The organism is Halococcus thailandensis JCM 13552 (assembly GCF_000336715.1).
In the GTDB taxonomy this organism is placed as follows: Archaea; Halobacteriota; Halobacteria; order Halobacteriales; family Halococcaceae; genus Halococcus; species Halococcus thailandensis.
On the sequence record NZ_AOMF01000015.1, the window covers coordinates 1 to 15850 of the forward strand.

Sequence of the window (15850 nt, forward strand, 5' to 3'; positions counted from 1 at the left end):
CGCCAGCAGGGACGCAATCCCTACGAAGAGTTCAAGCGAGTCGCCCGGGACAACGAGATGATTTCACGATCTCAGGCTGTACCCGCTGTTGTGTCCTCGGGGTAAACACGTACGATCTGGTTTAAGTCGGTTACAGAAGTGGATCTTGTCGCGGTTTTCGTAGCTTCTGCGCTAGCATTCGAAAAGCTCTCTCAACCCGTATTTACTGAGTGATCTAAGCTCGATTCAGTCACTACTTCGTAGAGCCAGTGTGCTATCGATACTATCTATACCACATGTTCGCTCCATACCAGCCATAAGTTTCATTCGAGATGAAGTGATATAACCAGATGGATCAATGCACCAGTTTCGCGCCGACGTCGACGACAGCCTCTACAAGGAAATACAGGTGAGTATGGCACAGTTAGAAGCTGAAACAAACGCTGAGTTGCTTCAGATGCTCCTCGATAAGGTGGAATATGAGGGTTGATCGGTGGGGGAGGTGGTAGTGATGCACCGCCGCGGCCACGTCGGGATGGCGATGCTCGCGTACGCGCCTGCTGGCTTCCTCCTTCTACGAAAGCAACGGCTGGGCCTCGCGCTGCTGGGTCTGGTGGCCGTGCTTCTCGTCGAACCGCTGCCGGACAACGATATGCGGATCCCTGGCCTCGATCATCGCGGAACCAGCCACTCGCTGTTTGCCGCGCTGGTGATTGGCGCGGTGCTCGGCGGGCTCGGCTGGGTCGTCGGTGACCAGCTGGGCGCAGCACTCACCAGTCTCGACTCGTCGATAGTTGGCCCGTTCGCCGGCGTCTTCGAGATTGCCGGCCAGCAGCTGCGCGGCCTCGACGAGAGTGCGCTGGCTCAGTTCGGCTTCGCGGTCGGCGTCTACGGCATCGTGGCACACCTGCTCGGCGACGTCATCACGGTGTCCGGCATCCGGCCGCTGCTGCCTCTTTCGCGCTGGCGACTCTCGCTCAGCAGGCTGCACGCCGACAATCCGCTCGCGAACAACGCACTGTTCGGCGTGGGTGCTGTGATGCTCGTCGCGATCGCGCTCACGACCACGCCGGCAGGTCTCGCAATCCCGGCCGACGTTTCGCCGGTCGGGGCTGCGTCGGCTCAGAGCACAACCCAGACCGCGAACGCGACGAACGCGACGGTTGAACTCGACAGTACGAACAACACGACCGCCGCAAACGTGACTATCGCCGAAGCGACGCTCCCCGACGGTGGATTCGTCGTTCTCCACGGAGAGGGCTTCGCCGAAGGCGGGACGCTTCGCGGGACCGAGATCGCCGCGTCGGGCTACCTCAAACCCGGTACACACCGGGACCTCACTCTCCCGGTCAAGCAAGGCGCTTCGGGTAGCTCGAACATCTCACAGTTGAACGTCACCAAGGCCAACCTCTCGCTGGTCGCCTACCAAGACACGGACAACGACTCTCAGTTCGGCTACATCGCCTCAAAAGGTCGTAATGACACGCCCTACGAGAACGGCAGTCAGCCCGTTGCCGACACCGAGACAGTGATGCTTGAAGGGAACATCGAGGAGGCGAAACAGCGCTCGCAGACGAAACCGGCGACGATCACTTTCGGCGATCAGCAGCTGCGTCAGGATACGCTTTTCATCGAGAACGCGACGCTACCGAAGGGCGGCTTCGTGGTCGTCCACAACGAGAGCTACCAGCCGCCGAACGGCGACCCGATCGGGAGTGCTATCGGTATCTCCGGGTATCTCAAATCCGGCACGCATCGCAACGTCACGGTCAAGGTGCTCAATGGGTCGCTCAACGAGACGCAGATCGTCACCGCAGTCCCATATCTCGATACGAACGGGAACCAGAGTTACGATTACATTCGGAGCGGCGGAGAAACTGATTACGCCTATCTCAACCGAGCGGGCGGCCAAGCGACCATCACGAACGATACTGCCACCATCTCGGTCGAAGGTAATGACAGCGAGGATGGCGGCTGGAGTAGCAACGAGAGTAGCACATCGTCGGGGGTGGCGAGCAGCGACCGGGCAGCGTCGAACACGTCGACACCGTTCTGCCTGACGAACCTCTCGGCAAATCGGACAGCGCATGTCCACGAGAAGATAACCGTCACGGCAGAGATTGAGAACCCCACCGGCAGTCGTCTTGAAGGCGAGATCGTGCTCGCGACAGCTGGGGAGATCGCCGAAACGCAGGACGTGGCGTTGTTCGCACAGGAGAACCGCACAGTCACGTTTGAGCACACCTACGACTCGCCCGGCGAGTACGTCGTCAAGGTCGGCAACCGGACCAAGCACATTCGAATCGTTGAGGAAGGCGAGCCACTCGAAACGCCAGCCCCGACGACTGGCACTGGTGCAAACAACTCATCGGTGAAGTCCAGCTCCGATGCAACGGGATTGGGCGATGTCGCTCCCCCTGCTGTAGTTGTGCTCGTGGTCGTTGGGGGTGGCTACGCCCTCTACCGCCGCCGGCAAAACGACGATCAATGGTAGCCGGCACTGACGCGGGAGATGGCTGCTCTCGGCGGCAGTATCTCGCCGGCGCGTGTGGGGTCGCGGGGGCGGTCGCAGCGCCATCGCTGTTTTCTGAGCCGACGTCCGCCGCCAGCCTTCGAGGCGGCACAGAGTACGGTAGAGCGCGTATCAGCCCTGACGGACGTCACCGCCTCGCCGGATACGAACGAGTGCAACAGCAACAGGGCAACGCGCTCCAGTTCGACCAGCGCGTCGATGCGGTCGATGATCTCGGCTGTGATCCGAACGGTGGCACGCCCGTCCAGGACACGCTGAACAGCAATATCGAGGACGGGATGCTCGTCGTGTTCCCGCCAGGAGACTATGCAGCAAGCGGTGAGATCAATCCCAGCGCCAATCAGTTCGGGATCGTCGGGGAGGGTTATCAGAAAGCGTCCCGCCCGCCGAAACTCGGCAAAAGTGCTGTCACGTTCAAAGTGCAGACCAACCAGCCGATCAAACTGTTCAACCTTGGACCAGTCGAGCAGGGACTGTTCGGTAACTTCGTCATCGACCAGCGAAACGGAGCGATGGCTGGCGTAACGGTGCGCTCGTCGGGTAACGTCCGCGTTCGTGACGTTCGCACCATCGGCGGACAGACGGCCGTCGGGAATGGCGATAGCACACCCTTCTTTTTCGAACCGTTCGCCGATGGTTCGGATTCGCTGATTGTCTTTGAGCGATGTATCGCCCGTGGTGGTGGGATTCCAGGGACGAAAAACATCGGCGGATCTGCCGGTATTGGAATATTTCAGCGAAATGGCGAGACAGGGCGGATCGTGCTCAAGGATTGCATCATCGAGAATATGGCCGATAACGGTGTGTATGGCGCTCGAACGACAGCAGAGGTCATCGTGCTTGGTGGCCTCTATCGGAATAATGACGTCTCGCAAGTGCGCGTAAACGGTGACGCGCGGGTCGACGGTGTAGACATCGTTATCGACGAGAAAAACTACACAGGGCTGAAGAGCAAGTCGAACGGGAATGAGCGCGGACCCGGCTGGCCAGCGACGAACGGTCTCAAGCTCGAAACAGATTCTTCAGGAACGGTAAGCGCTGGGACAGTCGTGAAAAACTGCGATCTCCGGGCGAACTCTGTTGCTGACGAGAGCAGTATCGGCGGGCTGATCAACTTCTTTGCCTCCGCGGGCGGTGCAACGCTCGACAATTGCCGGATTACGAACAATGTCCCCGGAACGACGAGCATCATCGCCAGCTCGCCGAGTACCGCGCCGAATCCGGTGAAGATCACCGTCAAGAACTCAGTCATACAGGGTGGCGGTGCCGGTCAGAATGCAGCCGTGAACATCAGCGCCCGCCCACGCTCAATCGTCAAAAACACGTGTCTCAGGTATCCCGACGCAAGCCCGGATGACATCAAGGGCGCAGGTGCATCCAACGTGAGCTTCGGGCAGCAGTGTACGGGGAAGGCTGGCCTCAAAGCTCCGAAGAAGGTCGGCTCCGGGGGGAATCTCAGTTCGCTTCCTGCGCCGAAGATCAACGGGAGCGCGACAGCCGGCGGAGGCGGCGGAGGGCTGAAAATCAAAATTGGGAAGATCGTCCTCGCCGCCGGGGCGTTACTCGCGCTCATTGCTATCCTCGCCGTCGTCGGAGTGCCTTCGATCGCCGTTGGATTCGGAATTTTGTCTTCGGTCGTCCTCGCGTACCTACTTGACGACGACTGAACTATTGAGAGTCCCCTGATTCACGCCCACGGTTGGGCAATGAAATACGCGATAGCGAGCCAGATGAGCCACGAAAAGAACGCAATTACATCGTGTAGCCATCGGCCGACGCGTAAGCGCCCCAGCGTGACGATCCCCCTCGTAGCCGGAAACGCGATGGCTCCAGCGACGATCACCGGGATAGCCACGACGATAGAATATCCCGTCATGAAGACGAGCCAGACGCCGAAAAGCAACGTCAGGAACCCAACGACGGTCGAGGACGTTGCTTCGAGGCTACCGCGTAACGAAAGCGGTTGCGTGCTCATGTGAAACCTCTCACGACGCAGGCATTTGATTGTTCTCCCCGTTCTATTTGTTCGATGTAATCGATATAGTCAAAATAGTCAATATGATCGACATGTGCGATAAGTATAAAATAGTGGCAACAAGCCTTATGTTCAATGAATATGAAGTGAGTGTTGTGGTCGGTGTATGTTGAACAAATTTGTTCGAAAGGCGGTTGGACGGGTCATACCCGATACAGAAGAGGAATGGTTTGGGATGCGTCTCGGCATTCAGACGACCGTGGCAGGGTTGTTCCTGCTGTTGGCCGTCGGGTCGGCAAGTGCGCAGGAAAACGTCTGTGAGACAGCTATCGGGACGTTCACGAATGACCTCATCACGGCAGTGCTCGGGATCAGCCTCGCGCTTGTCGTGCTTGGGCTGCTCATCTCGTTCGGTGGGCGTGGAATCGCCTTTTCGGGTCGGATGATGGGCACGCTCTCGTCAATGAGCTCAAACTCGTTGATCGGCCTTCTCGGCGTTGTGTTCACCGTCGTCCTCGTGACATGGGTCATCGGCTACGCGCCGATGGACATCCCGAAGGGCTGCGTTCCGTTCGGTGGGTAGCGCGTGTCTCTTCGTTTGATTCGGAAGGTTGCTGCCGGAGCTATCGCAGTGTTGCTCGTGAGCCACGTGTTTGTTGGTGGATTCGTTGCTGCACAGACTGCAGCCGGCCCGACTGCGAAAAATGGTTCGGGGAGCAATCAGACGGCTGATTCGGCTACCACACCGAACGGGAAAGGCCGATTTAGTCAGATCACTGGTGACTCGAACGGCTCTAGTGAGAACGAATCAGGTGCGAATCAGACGACGCCCCTCGACGCCGAAAAGCAGCGCAAGAAGATTGAATCCGGTGAGGTTGGGAAGGGCTTGTCCGGCGGTGGCAACACCAGCGCGAGCATCAACGGCACTGATACCGAGGATGACGATGGAGGGCTGTTCGGTTTCTCGATGGAGAAGGACGTCATCGATCCGACGCTCAACACGACCAAACAGGGGCTGCAAGACGGGATGATGTACGCATTGAATAACTCGATGGAAGTGACGGTTGGGACGCCAGTCCCCGAAGATGACGATGATAACGGTATCGTGTTCATCCCGACGAATGATGGCTGGTCGAACATGTACCACGATTATTTCCTCCCTTACATCTTTCCACTCGCAATCATTTTCGCGGTGATTAGCATGATCGCGAAGTGTGGGATCATGCCGTGGCGCGCGCTACGGAATCCGACATACGATCAGTCCCAGGCATTTGTCGGGTTCGTGCTGACGCTGTTTGCGATCGCGTTCACCGTGCCGATCATCGGGATCATGCACACAATCGTCGATGTGATGGCAAGCGGCGTCGCGCCGAGTCCTGCGGAGCTGACTGAAAGCACGAAAGGATTGACGAATCTCGGTACGGGATCGATTTTTGCCGTTCTCGGTGCAGTGGTCATCGGATTCACCGAGGCGCTCGGATTGGCGTTCATCTACGCACTTCGCTACGGTGCGCTGTTCGTCATTCCGTGGTTCCTTCCACTGCTCGTGGTGCTCGCTTACAACGCACCGCATAAGCGACTGTCCGGGTTCGCCAGTGAGATGATCTGGCAGTATATCGGACTGTTGATTCAGGCTCTCCCCGTTGCGTTGTTCCTCCGAGCGGCCTACGCCCTGCAATGGGATTTCGGCTACGGAGGGTTCATCGGGATGCTTGCGTCAGGCTCGATATTCCTGGCGGCAATCGGTCTCCCGATACTCACGTCCATCGGGATGTTCAAAGCCGCTCCGAGCGTGCAGAGCGTCGCGACGGGTGCAGCTGGCTACGTCGCTGGGTCGCGTGCGACCGATTACGGTCGGCAGGCAGCCGGTGGCGCTGCTCGTGGTGGCTATCAGCGCATGGCGAGTGTCAAAAATAGCATCGCCGAGCGCATACAGTCGCTTCGCGGGTCGGATGGCCCCGAACGCGGACAGACCACTATCAATGACTTTGAGGACCGAGATCACCCGGACACTGGCATTCCGGAGAGTGGTGAGCTGTAACTATGACACAACGAATGAATGATGATTCGGAAACCGATAATCGCATTCTGTCGGACTTCTCGACCGAACCGGAGACCGCGGGATACGGACATGCAACGTGGGCAGCGACGATCCTCATTGTCGGAGCGCTCTTCGGCGGGCTACCGTTGCTCCTGCCGTGGTATATCGGCCTCCCGCTTGCTATGATCGTCGTCGCACTGCTCGGGATTGCATTCTCCGCCGCGCCGCCACATCTCTCCCCGCTGGCATTCATCTGCCATCGCTTTGACCATTGGACGGGCCAAGAGGTCTTCATCCCGTCTGGACGTGCGAGGACCCTCCGCCGTCGTCGAGAACCGACTGAGCAAACAGACGCGGATTCGAAGAATGGAGATTGAGATATATGAATGACAACACGAACGCGGACACGAGAGAAGCGAATCGGACGAAAGACAGCGCCATCGAGCAGCCACCGAATCAGTCGCCAGTCGGTCGATTGGCCCGTTTGCCACTGATCCGATCGCTTCCGCTCATCGGTGCTGGGTCATTACGGGACGCCGAAGAGCACATCCCGCTCCAGGATGCCGTGCGAGGCGAGTATGCTGTCCGCCGGGATGGAGGCTCATATATCGGCGTCATCGAGATCGAGCCGGCGAACATGGCGACGGTCGACGACGACAAGTGGGAAACGCAGGTCAGACGTCTATCGTCGGTGCTCATGTCGAACGCGAGCGGCTGTATCCAGATTTATTCGCCGATGCAGTCGGTCGATTACGGCGATCGCTACGAGACCTATAGCGAACAGGCACAACAGCGCCATCTGACCAGTGAAACGACCAACAGCAAGGTACTCGGCGACATCGCCGAAGAGCGCGCCAAGAACGTCAGTCTGCACGAGCAGACCACACTCTCGCGCACCCACTACGTTATCGTTTCAGTTTCGGAGCTGGACACGACCGCGGAGTTCACCGAGGACCGCGGGGGATTGGCGACGGTGCCCGTGCTCGGTTCGTTCATGAAGCAGCGCGAGCATGAGCAAAAGGATGAGGAAGCCCACGCGCAGGCGATGTGCGATAAACTTGCGAACCGTGTCGAGCGGATGGCGTCGGCGATCCGGGAGATGGAAGGCGTGGATGCAACACCGCTTTCCTCGACGAAGGCCACGCAGGTCATCGCCGACCACTACGGCCGCGAGGACGCCTTCGACTACGACGACTACAGCAGTCTCGTCCGACAGGCCCCGCTGGTCTACGGCGACGAGGACGATCCCGAGTACCCGATCGTCCACGAGCACGCCGAGAACGATGCAGCAGGCGGCTACGCGGTCGCTGACGGAGGCGCGCAGGCATATCAGCCCGGCATCGCATCCCCGTCTCGGACGGTCGCCGACGTTGTTCAGAACGAGCCGAACGCGCTTTCCGATCACTACAAATCGCTGCTCGCGGCGAAATTCGATACGTCGGACCCCGGCCATGTCCGCATAAACGATCGGACGCTCGCCAGCACGATTGCCGTTCGGAACTGGCCGCGTGTCCCCACCTACGGGATGTTCAGCCATATTTTGGCATCTTCGAATCCCGGTGTCGAGATCATCCTCTCTGTGCAGGCCGAGCGCGATGAGACCGACGACATGGATCAGAAAGTATCGTCGCTCAAACAAAAATGGAAGAAATCGGAAGAGAACGAATCGTTCACGCGCGACCGCGACAAGCAGAAATACGAGACGGCGAAGGACATCAACGAGACGCGGAAGGCTCCGAACAAGGCGATGTTTGAGGTCTCGGCATACATCACGGTCAAGTCAGACGCCACGAGAGCGCCCGATGGGAAGGAACCCGTCGAATGGCACAACGATACGGTGGCGAGCGTCAAGCGCACGCTCCAGGAGCGTCCCGCGAACGCAGGCGGGATGCGCGTTGACTACAACCAGATGGCTGGGCTACACTCCTCGGCCCCGATCGCGAAGGACGTCATCGGCGAGACAGCGCTCATGAAGGATATGGGCCTCGCGTCAGTCTATCCCTGGCACGCGAAGAATCTTACCGATCCGAATGGTGTGGTCGTTGGGAAGCATCGCGAGCGAGACGAGCCCACGGTACTCGACATATTCAACCGGGATACGGGATACAACATCGCGGTGTTCGGGACGATCGGCGCTGGCAAGACGACGACCGTGAAGGAAATCATCACGCGACACAAACTTCGCAACCCAGAGACGACCGTCGCGGTCATCGACCCGCTACGTGACTTCCACGGTCTTGCCAAGGTCTTCGACGGCGAGCGCGTGGTCATCGGAGGTGATACGCCGATCAACCCCTTCCATATCGAGTCGACGCCCGATGACGTGCTTGAGGAGATTGGCCGCGAAATCCCGTTCAAGACAGCCATGCGACAGGCGAACTCATTCATCGAGACGTACTATCAAATGGAGTCGGGCATCAGCTATGACGATGACCGGAAAGGGACGTGGGAACTCGCAAACAAGCTTGCATTTCAGTGGGCGGGGATCACCGAAGACCCGGACACCCACGATCGCCCGAGTCCCACCCCCGCGACTGCCATCTGGATCATCCGCGACATGGCGAACAACCCCGGCAACTACGTCGATGAAGGGCTCGACGACAACGAAGCCGCGAAGAAAAAACGCAAGACCACGGCCGTCGAGATCCTCAACAACGACATCGAACCGTTCCGAGAGGGTGGAAAGTATCACAACCTGACGAAACCGACCGATCTCAATATCGAGGATGGCGGGTTCCTCTACCTCGATCTCAATCAATACGAGAACGATCAGGAAACGGGTGGGCTCATGATGCAACTGCTCATCTCGCAAATCTACGAACTGACGAAACATTCGTCGAACCCGACGATCACTGCGTTCGATGAGGCGCGTTACATGTTCTCGAATACGGCTGATCTAGGCTTCCTGCGTCAGATCGTGCGTCACTCGCGTCACTACGATCTCTCGATGCTCTACTCGACCCAGCAGATGGGCGATTTCTTCGAGCAGCACGAGAGTAAGGACAAGCAGGTTGTCACCGACTCGGCGAAGGACATTCTCGACAACACGTCAATGAAAATCTTCCACTACATGAAGGAGATGGACGACGATTGGGGAGATGCGTTTGATCTGACGGACGCACAGCAGGCGTACATCAAGGACGCCTCGCCGGGCAAGCGTCATTCTGGCTACTCCGAAGCGCTGCTCCAAGTCGACCGCGAGGGCTGTTTTCCGCTCCGCGTCGAGATGGACGAGAGTGCAAACCCCCGCGAGTTCGCCGCCTATCGGTACGATCCGCAGAAGCACGGTGAAGACATGGCAGGGTTTCTGCGCCATCACGACGACGTATGTCAGTGGCGCTGGACGGGAGACGACTCGGCGTATCAGCCTGATCCCGAATCCGAATCAGAGCCGGAGATGGAGCCTGTGACCGTCGAGAGTGGCGAGGTTGGCGAGAGCGAAACCGAGGAAGACGAAGAGTCTAGCGACGGCATTCGAAGTTCGCAAGAGATCATCGACCGCGCCGGGGCGTCCCGTCGGAAACAGTCGGACAAGCCGACAGAAGAAATGACGCTCACGGATATTCACGGGACCGTCAAAGGCGCACTCGCTGCGGGGCTTCGGGACGCTGGCTTCGAGACGCCCGCGGACGTGTACGAGGCCGACAACAGCGCTCTCGCAGCAGTCGAAGGCAGCGACCCCACGAAGGCCGCGTGGCTCCAGCGCCGGGCGGCTGAGACGCTTGGCTGGTCGAAGGATTCGATTGAGGACCCAGACACGTCCGAGAATAAAGACATCAGCACAGCGCCGAACACGAGCCTCATGGACGTCAAGCACGTCGGCGAGGAGCGCGCCGATCTCCTCCGTAAGGCTGGCTTCGAGAGCGCTGAGGACGTAGCGAACGCCGATCACGATGAACTAACTGCGGTCGAGGGCATCGGCGAGCGTCGGGCCGATCAGCTCACCAACGCCGCGAACAACCTCTTGGCCGAGCGGCCGCCGGAGAGCAGTTCCGATTCGATCGCCGCTGATGGGAGGGGCAGTGAATGAGCGAGAGCTGTATGAACGAGATAATCAATGCACAGAGCATCGTCATTACACCCAGCGAACGGCTACAATGTACTGCACAAACCTTTTAGAGTGCTCCATAGAATCATAAAAGTGGACGATAACATGAGTAATAGCAACGATACAACGTCAGGCCGTAGTTCGATCTCGGTTTCAACAGAGACCAAACAGCGATTCAACACGCTTCGGCGTCTCTATTCGGCTCATGCCAATGAAGACATGACCGGTGATGACACGCTTGACCTACTGCTTGATTCATTCGACGAACACCACGAGTGGTCGGATACGGGTGATACCGATTCGTGAGTCTATTCGGTAGTAGCCGATCGTCGCCCGACGCGGCCGAAGTGACGCGCGATCTCGCCGAAGACGTCCGCGAGTCCGTCGACGAACACGGTGAGGTGTTACACGTTCGGCCGTACCGTGACGACGGCGATATGCGGGCCGCCAAGCAGCTGCTCACGGCCATCCATGAGGTCAAGGAGTCAGATGGGCTACGGAACACGAACGAGACGCCACCGATCGCCTTCGAGCCAACCTATTCAGACGAGGCTATCAGTTATCGGTTCGCGCCCGTCGATCGTCGCGTGCTCGAAGCACTGGAGCGGCTCATTCCCAATTTCTACCGGGACGCCGATGTGACGCGTGATCCCGCCGAGTTCATTCCCGTGCAGGAGGGCCAGTATCTCGCAGCCGCGCGCCTCGAACTCGCGGATGACGACTATTTCAAGCCAATCAAACACTTCGAGATTGACCCTGAAGAATTCGAGACCGACCCATACGGATCCATCATCCCCGAGATGATCGGCCCGCGAGATCGAGGCGGCAGCTCGTCGACGATGGTACAAGTGCTGATTCGACCGGCATGGTCGAACCACCCCCGCGACCGAAAGAACTGGTATCATGGCGTCGAGCACACCGCTAAGCGCCTCAAGAAGGGCGATGTTGGCTGGCGACCCAGCGCCGCGATCGAGGGGTTTGCTAGTGCACTTGTCGGCTCTTCGGGCGAGGAGATCGAGCACACGAAAACCCGGCCGTCGACGAGCGCACAGAAGCAGGCCGCTGACATCGTGAGCGATCAGCGCGGGTCGAAGGGCTACCATCTGAACATGCGGGTTATCGCCACCGCCAACAGCCCCGAGGCGGCCGAGGAGCGCGTGCGTGACACCGCCGGGATGTACCGCCGGTTCTACACCAGCACCTACGAGCAGGGCTTTGAGCCGATCTGGGCCGGCCCTGACGGCGCGGCGACGCTCGTTCGTCGGATGGCGAAACGCGAGTGGGTCGATCGGAAGATGATACTCTCGGCGGGTGCGCTCGCTGGCGTCTGTCACATCCCGACGACGCTCGCGACGCCCGAGATCGACTACTCGCGCACGAGCGGTTCGGGCAGCACGCCGAGCGAAGCGCCCGCGTTTGAATCGTTCCAGGAAGAGACCAAGACCGAGAACGAGGACGAGGGTGGGGGTGATGCTGCTTGAGCGACACCGGCCGCCCCACCGAGGACGTAAGCGAGCGAGAGGACTGGCCGTACGCCGTGACGCCAGCAGGCGACGACGAGCAGCGCCAGTTCACCAACCGCGAGATGAAGATGCAAGCGGAGAACGGGGAGATATACGCCGGCCCACGCGCTCGCAGCATGGTTGAGTACGCCGAAGAGGTGCCCGACCAGCCCCGATGGATCGGCGCGACCGAGCGCGACGGGAAAGACGTCTCACTCCCGTACAGCCTGCTCTTTCGCCACATCTTCATCGGTGGCCTGACCGGGATGGGCAAGTCGACGCTGGAGAAGAACATTGTCCAGCAGCACATCTACGCCGACAAGGGTGTCTGCTATATCGACCCGAAGGGCGACGACGTACTCGACATCCTCATGTCGGTCCCGAGGGAGCGCTGGGACGATGTGATCTTCATCTCTCCCGGTAGCGATGCCTTCGAGAAACAGGTCGGATTCAACCTGCTGGAGACCCATTCCGACCCCGGAGACCCCGGGTTTGACGCGGAGGTAGAGGGGATCGTCAACGATCTCAAAGCGCTACTCGCGGCTGACGACTATTGGGGCCCGCGCATGGATGGGATTGCGTCGAACATGCTCCGCGGGATGATTCGCCACGAGTTCGACTTCACGCTCGCCGACATGTTCGGTGCGCTGCTGGATGAGGAATCCCGTGCCGAGTATGCGAACCTGATTGAAGCCAGCGACAGTGACCTCTCGTTCATTCAGGGCTACACCAAGAAGATCGCCGAGCTGGAAGACACGGACCTCGACGCGATTCGCCGCCGGCTCAAAGACTGGGTAGAGGAGCCGACCATGCGCCAGATCGTTGCCCAGCGCGACGCGGCAATCTCCATCCCGCAGGCCGTCGAGGACGAGAAGATCATCCTCGTGAACAACAACCTCCCCGACGAACCGAAGGAGGCCGTCGCCACGGCGATCCTCCGCCAGATTTGGACCGCGGTGGACTCGCGACCCTCCCAGCGCGACGAGCTGATGCAGGACATGGCCGAAGCCGACGACGGCGGTCTCGGCGAGTTCGATGAAGAGGCCGTCGACAAGGCGATTCGAGAGCACGAAGAGGAAGGTGGGTCGAAGGGCGCGGACTACACGCCCTACTTCTTGGTAATCGACGAGGCCCACGACGTGCTCAGTGAGGGGTCGAAGATCGAGAAGATGCTCGCGAAGGCGCGGTCGAAGAAACTCGGGCTGACGATCGCCAGCCAGCAGTTGCGCCAATTGAGTCAGGACGCACAGGACGCGATTCTCGGCAACTGTAATTCGCTCATCAGCTATGATCCCGGCCACCCGGACGAGGCGCGGCTGATCTCGCGGCGGATGGGCGAGAAAGACGATCAGGACCTACTCGAAACCGACCAGTTCCATGCGTGGATGCGGACGGCAACCGGACCGGGCAAGCGTTCGCGGCCGTTTCTCGCCGAAGCGTTCCCTCCGTACCCGCCGCTTCACAGCATCAAGGACGCCTACCGGCTCATCGTCAACTCGCTCGATGAGTACGGGACAGTCCCGCCAACGAGTGAGGAGGTTCAGGATCGGATGCATTTCTCGACCGCGACGGACACGGCCGAGGAGACCACCGAAGAGACCGAGGAGATCGACGACCAGCAGGCCGCGCAGGTTGCGAAGGCCGCCTACGACGAGTGGCTTCGCCGGGAAAATTGGAACAACCAGTACAACAAGGAGAACAAGGAAAACCAGCAGAACGAGGAAAACGAGGATGTCGGCGACGAATCCGAGCGCTGGGTGCCGGTCGAAAAGCCGACAACCCGCAAGCGCGTCGATCGCTATCTGCCGACCGTCGACGTCAGCCATGTCAGCCTGCTCTGGCACGTGATCGACCACGTGCCCGACGACTTGCTCGAAGTTCGCGAGCGCGACGGCGAGATGTTCATGCGCTGCACCGGGCGGGGCAAGAACAAGATATTCGAGACGGGTTCGGCCGGTAGCGCCGGCGGTGGGAATCACCGGACGCTACTGAAAGACGGCTACGCACCGCTGTTCCGGGCCGGGATGGTCGTCTCGCTCCCGACGCAGGGTGACGGCGACATGCCCGACGGCGTCGCCAATCTCTCGGATGTGACGATGCTCGATTTCGAACTCGCAGAGAGCACCCACCGGGACGTCCGCAATGTCAGCCAGCAGTTCGAGTACCAGTACCCGCTGCTGGACCGCTTCGCCATCCCGGAGGGGGCGAACCCGGTCGTCATGCGCCGCACCGAGGGGCCGGCCGTCGCGATCGAGGCCGAGAGCAGCACGGGCGACTCGAAGCCAGCGCAGTCGCTGTTCAACCTCGCGCAGGCGCACAACAAGGGCCAGCGCTGTCTCTACACCGCTCGCGAGAAGGTTGCCGAGACACTCTGGCAGACCCTCACCGAGAACGGCTACTACTCGCACAGCTGGGACGGCGAGTTCGAGCGCTGCTACAACGGCGGTGAGCTTTCTGTCAACGACCAGATGATGCTTCGGCCGAAGGGCGCTCGCGAGACCATCTGGCTCTACGACGAGGACAGCGGCGAGTACATCCTGCGCGATAGCGAGGGCGAGGAGCATGCCCGTTTCGAGAGCGCCGAGGCGATCTTCGAGCAGCCCGAGAAATACCCCGCGACGAGCGGGGTCGTGCCGGATGATCAGCGCGACGACTACGTGCCCGTCTACCGGCCGTTCATCCCTGAATATCACTTCGACGGCGGAGAGTGCGGCCCCGAGGCATGGGACATCGTAGTGGTTCCTGAAGCCGCGGACCAGCCCGAGGACCTGCGCCTCTACCGCGGCCCCGACGTTGAGCAGCTGTCCATCACCGATATCGTCGACGAGAACCAGTTGGTGAGCGTGAGCGCCGCGCGCGAAGACAGCGGCGAGAGCGAAGACACCGCCACCGATCGGGACGACGCCGGCGCTCCGAGCGAGGCGGCGGCCACCGAGGACGACGAACTATCCGACGAGCAGCGAGAGCAGATAGAAGAAGAATTCGGCGACGAGGATAGCGACGGAACGGTGTTTGCCAGATTCTGAGCGCCTACACTGACGGGGAATCGTCCCCACCCATCATGCCTTCAACGACGTCGGCCATGTGATTGAAGCACTCTTTCAGTTCCTTGTTCTCCGCTTCGAGTTCCTCGATCCGCTCCTGATTGGCCGCTCTCTCGCGTTCCAACTTCTCGATGCGATCGGATTCCACCCCTTGCTCGCCGCCGGATTGTGCCTCCAGCTCATCGACGCGCTCGCGGAGATCGCGGACGTCGCTGGCCCGGATACCAACGTCATCTACCACGTTCTCGAAAGCTTTCTCGCCGGCGTTAGTCAAGCCGAACACTCGCGCCTTGGCGGGCTTGCCGACCTCGGCCTTTCCAGTGACCTCGATCAACCCTTCATCGCCCAACCAATCGACAGCGGCACGGAACTTCTCGGGCGGGTTCAACAGCCCCTCGATGTGATGGTTGAAGCTCCCGCGCGGGACATTGGCGTATTCTCTGATGTTAGAGGTATGTGACTCGTCATCATAGAATCGAATGGCGTCGAGAATGGCCCGCCGATGGCCGGTCAACCATGCCGCGAAATCCGCTTCTGGATCCGACTGCTCACTGGTAGTCGCCATATCGGTATCAGGACTTCACCATGCATAAAACCAGCCCACTATATCATGTGGCTCCCGCAACGCCGAAGCTAATACCTGTCTAAACAGGGGGATGGGTGCCGCAAAGCGAGGGAGAAAACGAGGTGCTGAGAGTAGAGAGAATATGGCTGGAAACCGGACGAAC

The 15850-nt window shown here is 59.8% G+C and carries 11 protein-coding genes; 8 read left to right on the top strand and 3 right to left on the bottom strand.

The window, feature by feature from the left end; translation table 11 throughout:
• Positions 1-490: 490 nt before the first annotated feature.
• Positions 491-2473 (top strand): DUF7282 domain-containing protein, encoded by a 1983-nt coding sequence (locus tag C451_RS00205; RefSeq protein ID WP_007736383.1) that lies wholly within the window; start codon positions 491-493, stop codon positions 2471-2473.
• Here C451_RS00205 and C451_RS23050 read toward each other — a convergent pair.
• Positions 2464-3387 (bottom strand): hypothetical protein, encoded by a 924-nt coding sequence (locus tag C451_RS23050; RefSeq protein ID WP_193788290.1) that lies wholly within the window; start codon positions 3385-3387, stop codon positions 2464-2466. The two genes, C451_RS00205 and C451_RS23050, sit on opposite strands and share 10 nt — an antisense overlap.
• Between C451_RS23050 and C451_RS23055 the strand changes: the two genes are divergently transcribed.
• Positions 3388-4179 carry a hypothetical protein gene (locus C451_RS23055; protein ID WP_193788291.1) on the top strand — a complete coding sequence of 264 codons (792 nt, stop codon included), beginning with the start codon at positions 3388-3390 and terminating at the stop codon, positions 4177-4179.
• A gap of 20 nt (positions 4180-4199) precedes the next feature.
• On the opposite strand, the gene C451_RS00215 is transcribed toward C451_RS23055, so the two are convergent.
• Entirely contained in the window at positions 4200-4487 is a 288-nt protein-coding gene (locus C451_RS00215; RefSeq protein ID WP_007736386.1) for a hypothetical protein, read from the bottom strand.
• A gap of 235 nt (positions 4488-4722) precedes the next feature.
• On the opposite strand from C451_RS00215, the gene C451_RS00220 reads away from it, so the two are divergent.
• The 6 genes from C451_RS00220 (at position 4723) to C451_RS00245 (ending at position 15104) form a co-directional block, all read left to right on the top strand.
• Positions 4723-5070, top strand: a complete 348-nt coding sequence (locus C451_RS00220; RefSeq protein ID WP_049912567.1) for a hypothetical protein — start codon at positions 4723-4725, stop codon at positions 5068-5070.
• 57 nt (positions 5071-5127) lie between these two features.
• Positions 5128-6528 carry a hypothetical protein gene (locus tag C451_RS00225; RefSeq protein ID WP_152420280.1) on the top strand — a complete coding sequence of 467 codons (1401 nt, stop codon included), beginning with the start codon at positions 5128-5130 and terminating at the stop codon, positions 6526-6528.
• 382 nt (positions 6529-6910) lie between these two features.
• Positions 6911-10558 (top strand): helix-hairpin-helix domain-containing protein, encoded by a 3648-nt coding sequence (locus tag C451_RS00235; RefSeq protein ID WP_007736393.1) that lies wholly within the window; start codon positions 6911-6913, stop codon positions 10556-10558.
• Between the two features lie 123 nt (positions 10559-10681).
• A complete protein-coding gene (locus tag C451_RS21410; RefSeq protein WP_152420281.1) occupies positions 10682-10882 on the top strand; it encodes a hypothetical protein in 201 nt (66 codons plus the stop codon).
• Positions 10879-12057: a hypothetical protein gene (locus tag C451_RS00240; protein ID WP_049912571.1), complete on the top strand. Its 1179-nt coding sequence runs from the start codon at positions 10879-10881 to the stop codon at positions 12055-12057. Before C451_RS21410 ends, C451_RS00240 begins: the two co-directional genes overlap by 4 nt.
• Positions 12054-15104, top strand: coding sequence for a TraM recognition domain-containing protein (locus C451_RS00245; protein WP_049912572.1), 3051 nt, complete (start codon positions 12054-12056; stop codon positions 15102-15104). The genes C451_RS00240 and C451_RS00245 overlap by 4 nt, the downstream gene beginning before the upstream one ends.
• A 4-nt stretch (positions 15105-15108) precedes the next feature.
• Here the strand turns inward: C451_RS00245 and C451_RS00250 are convergent, their stop codons facing one another.
• Positions 15109-15687: a hypothetical protein gene (locus C451_RS00250; RefSeq protein WP_007736401.1), complete on the bottom strand. Its 579-nt coding sequence runs from the start codon at positions 15685-15687 to the stop codon at positions 15109-15111.
• Between the last annotated feature and the right edge of the window lie 163 nt (positions 15688-15850).

Bases quoted from the DNA above. Each gene is read 5' to 3' on its own strand.
- C451_RS00205 (WP_007736383.1), top strand. From the start codon at position 491: ATGCACCGCCGCGGCCACGTCGGGATGGCGATGCTCGCGTACGCGCCT.
- C451_RS00215 (WP_007736386.1), bottom strand. From the start codon at position 4,487: ATGAGCACGCAACCGCTTTCGTTACGCGGTAGCCTCGAAGCAACGTCC.
- C451_RS00220 (WP_049912567.1), top strand. From the start codon at position 4,723: ATGCGTCTCGGCATTCAGACGACCGTGGCAGGGTTGTTCCTGCTGTTG.
- C451_RS00235 (WP_007736393.1), top strand. From the start codon at position 6,911: ATGAATGACAACACGAACGCGGACACGAGAGAAGCGAATCGGACGAAA.
- C451_RS21410 (WP_152420281.1), top strand. From the start codon at position 10,682: ATGAGTAATAGCAACGATACAACGTCAGGCCGTAGTTCGATCTCGGTT.
- C451_RS00250 (WP_007736401.1), bottom strand. From the start codon at position 15,687: ATGGCGACTACCAGTGAGCAGTCGGATCCAGAAGCGGATTTCGCGGCA.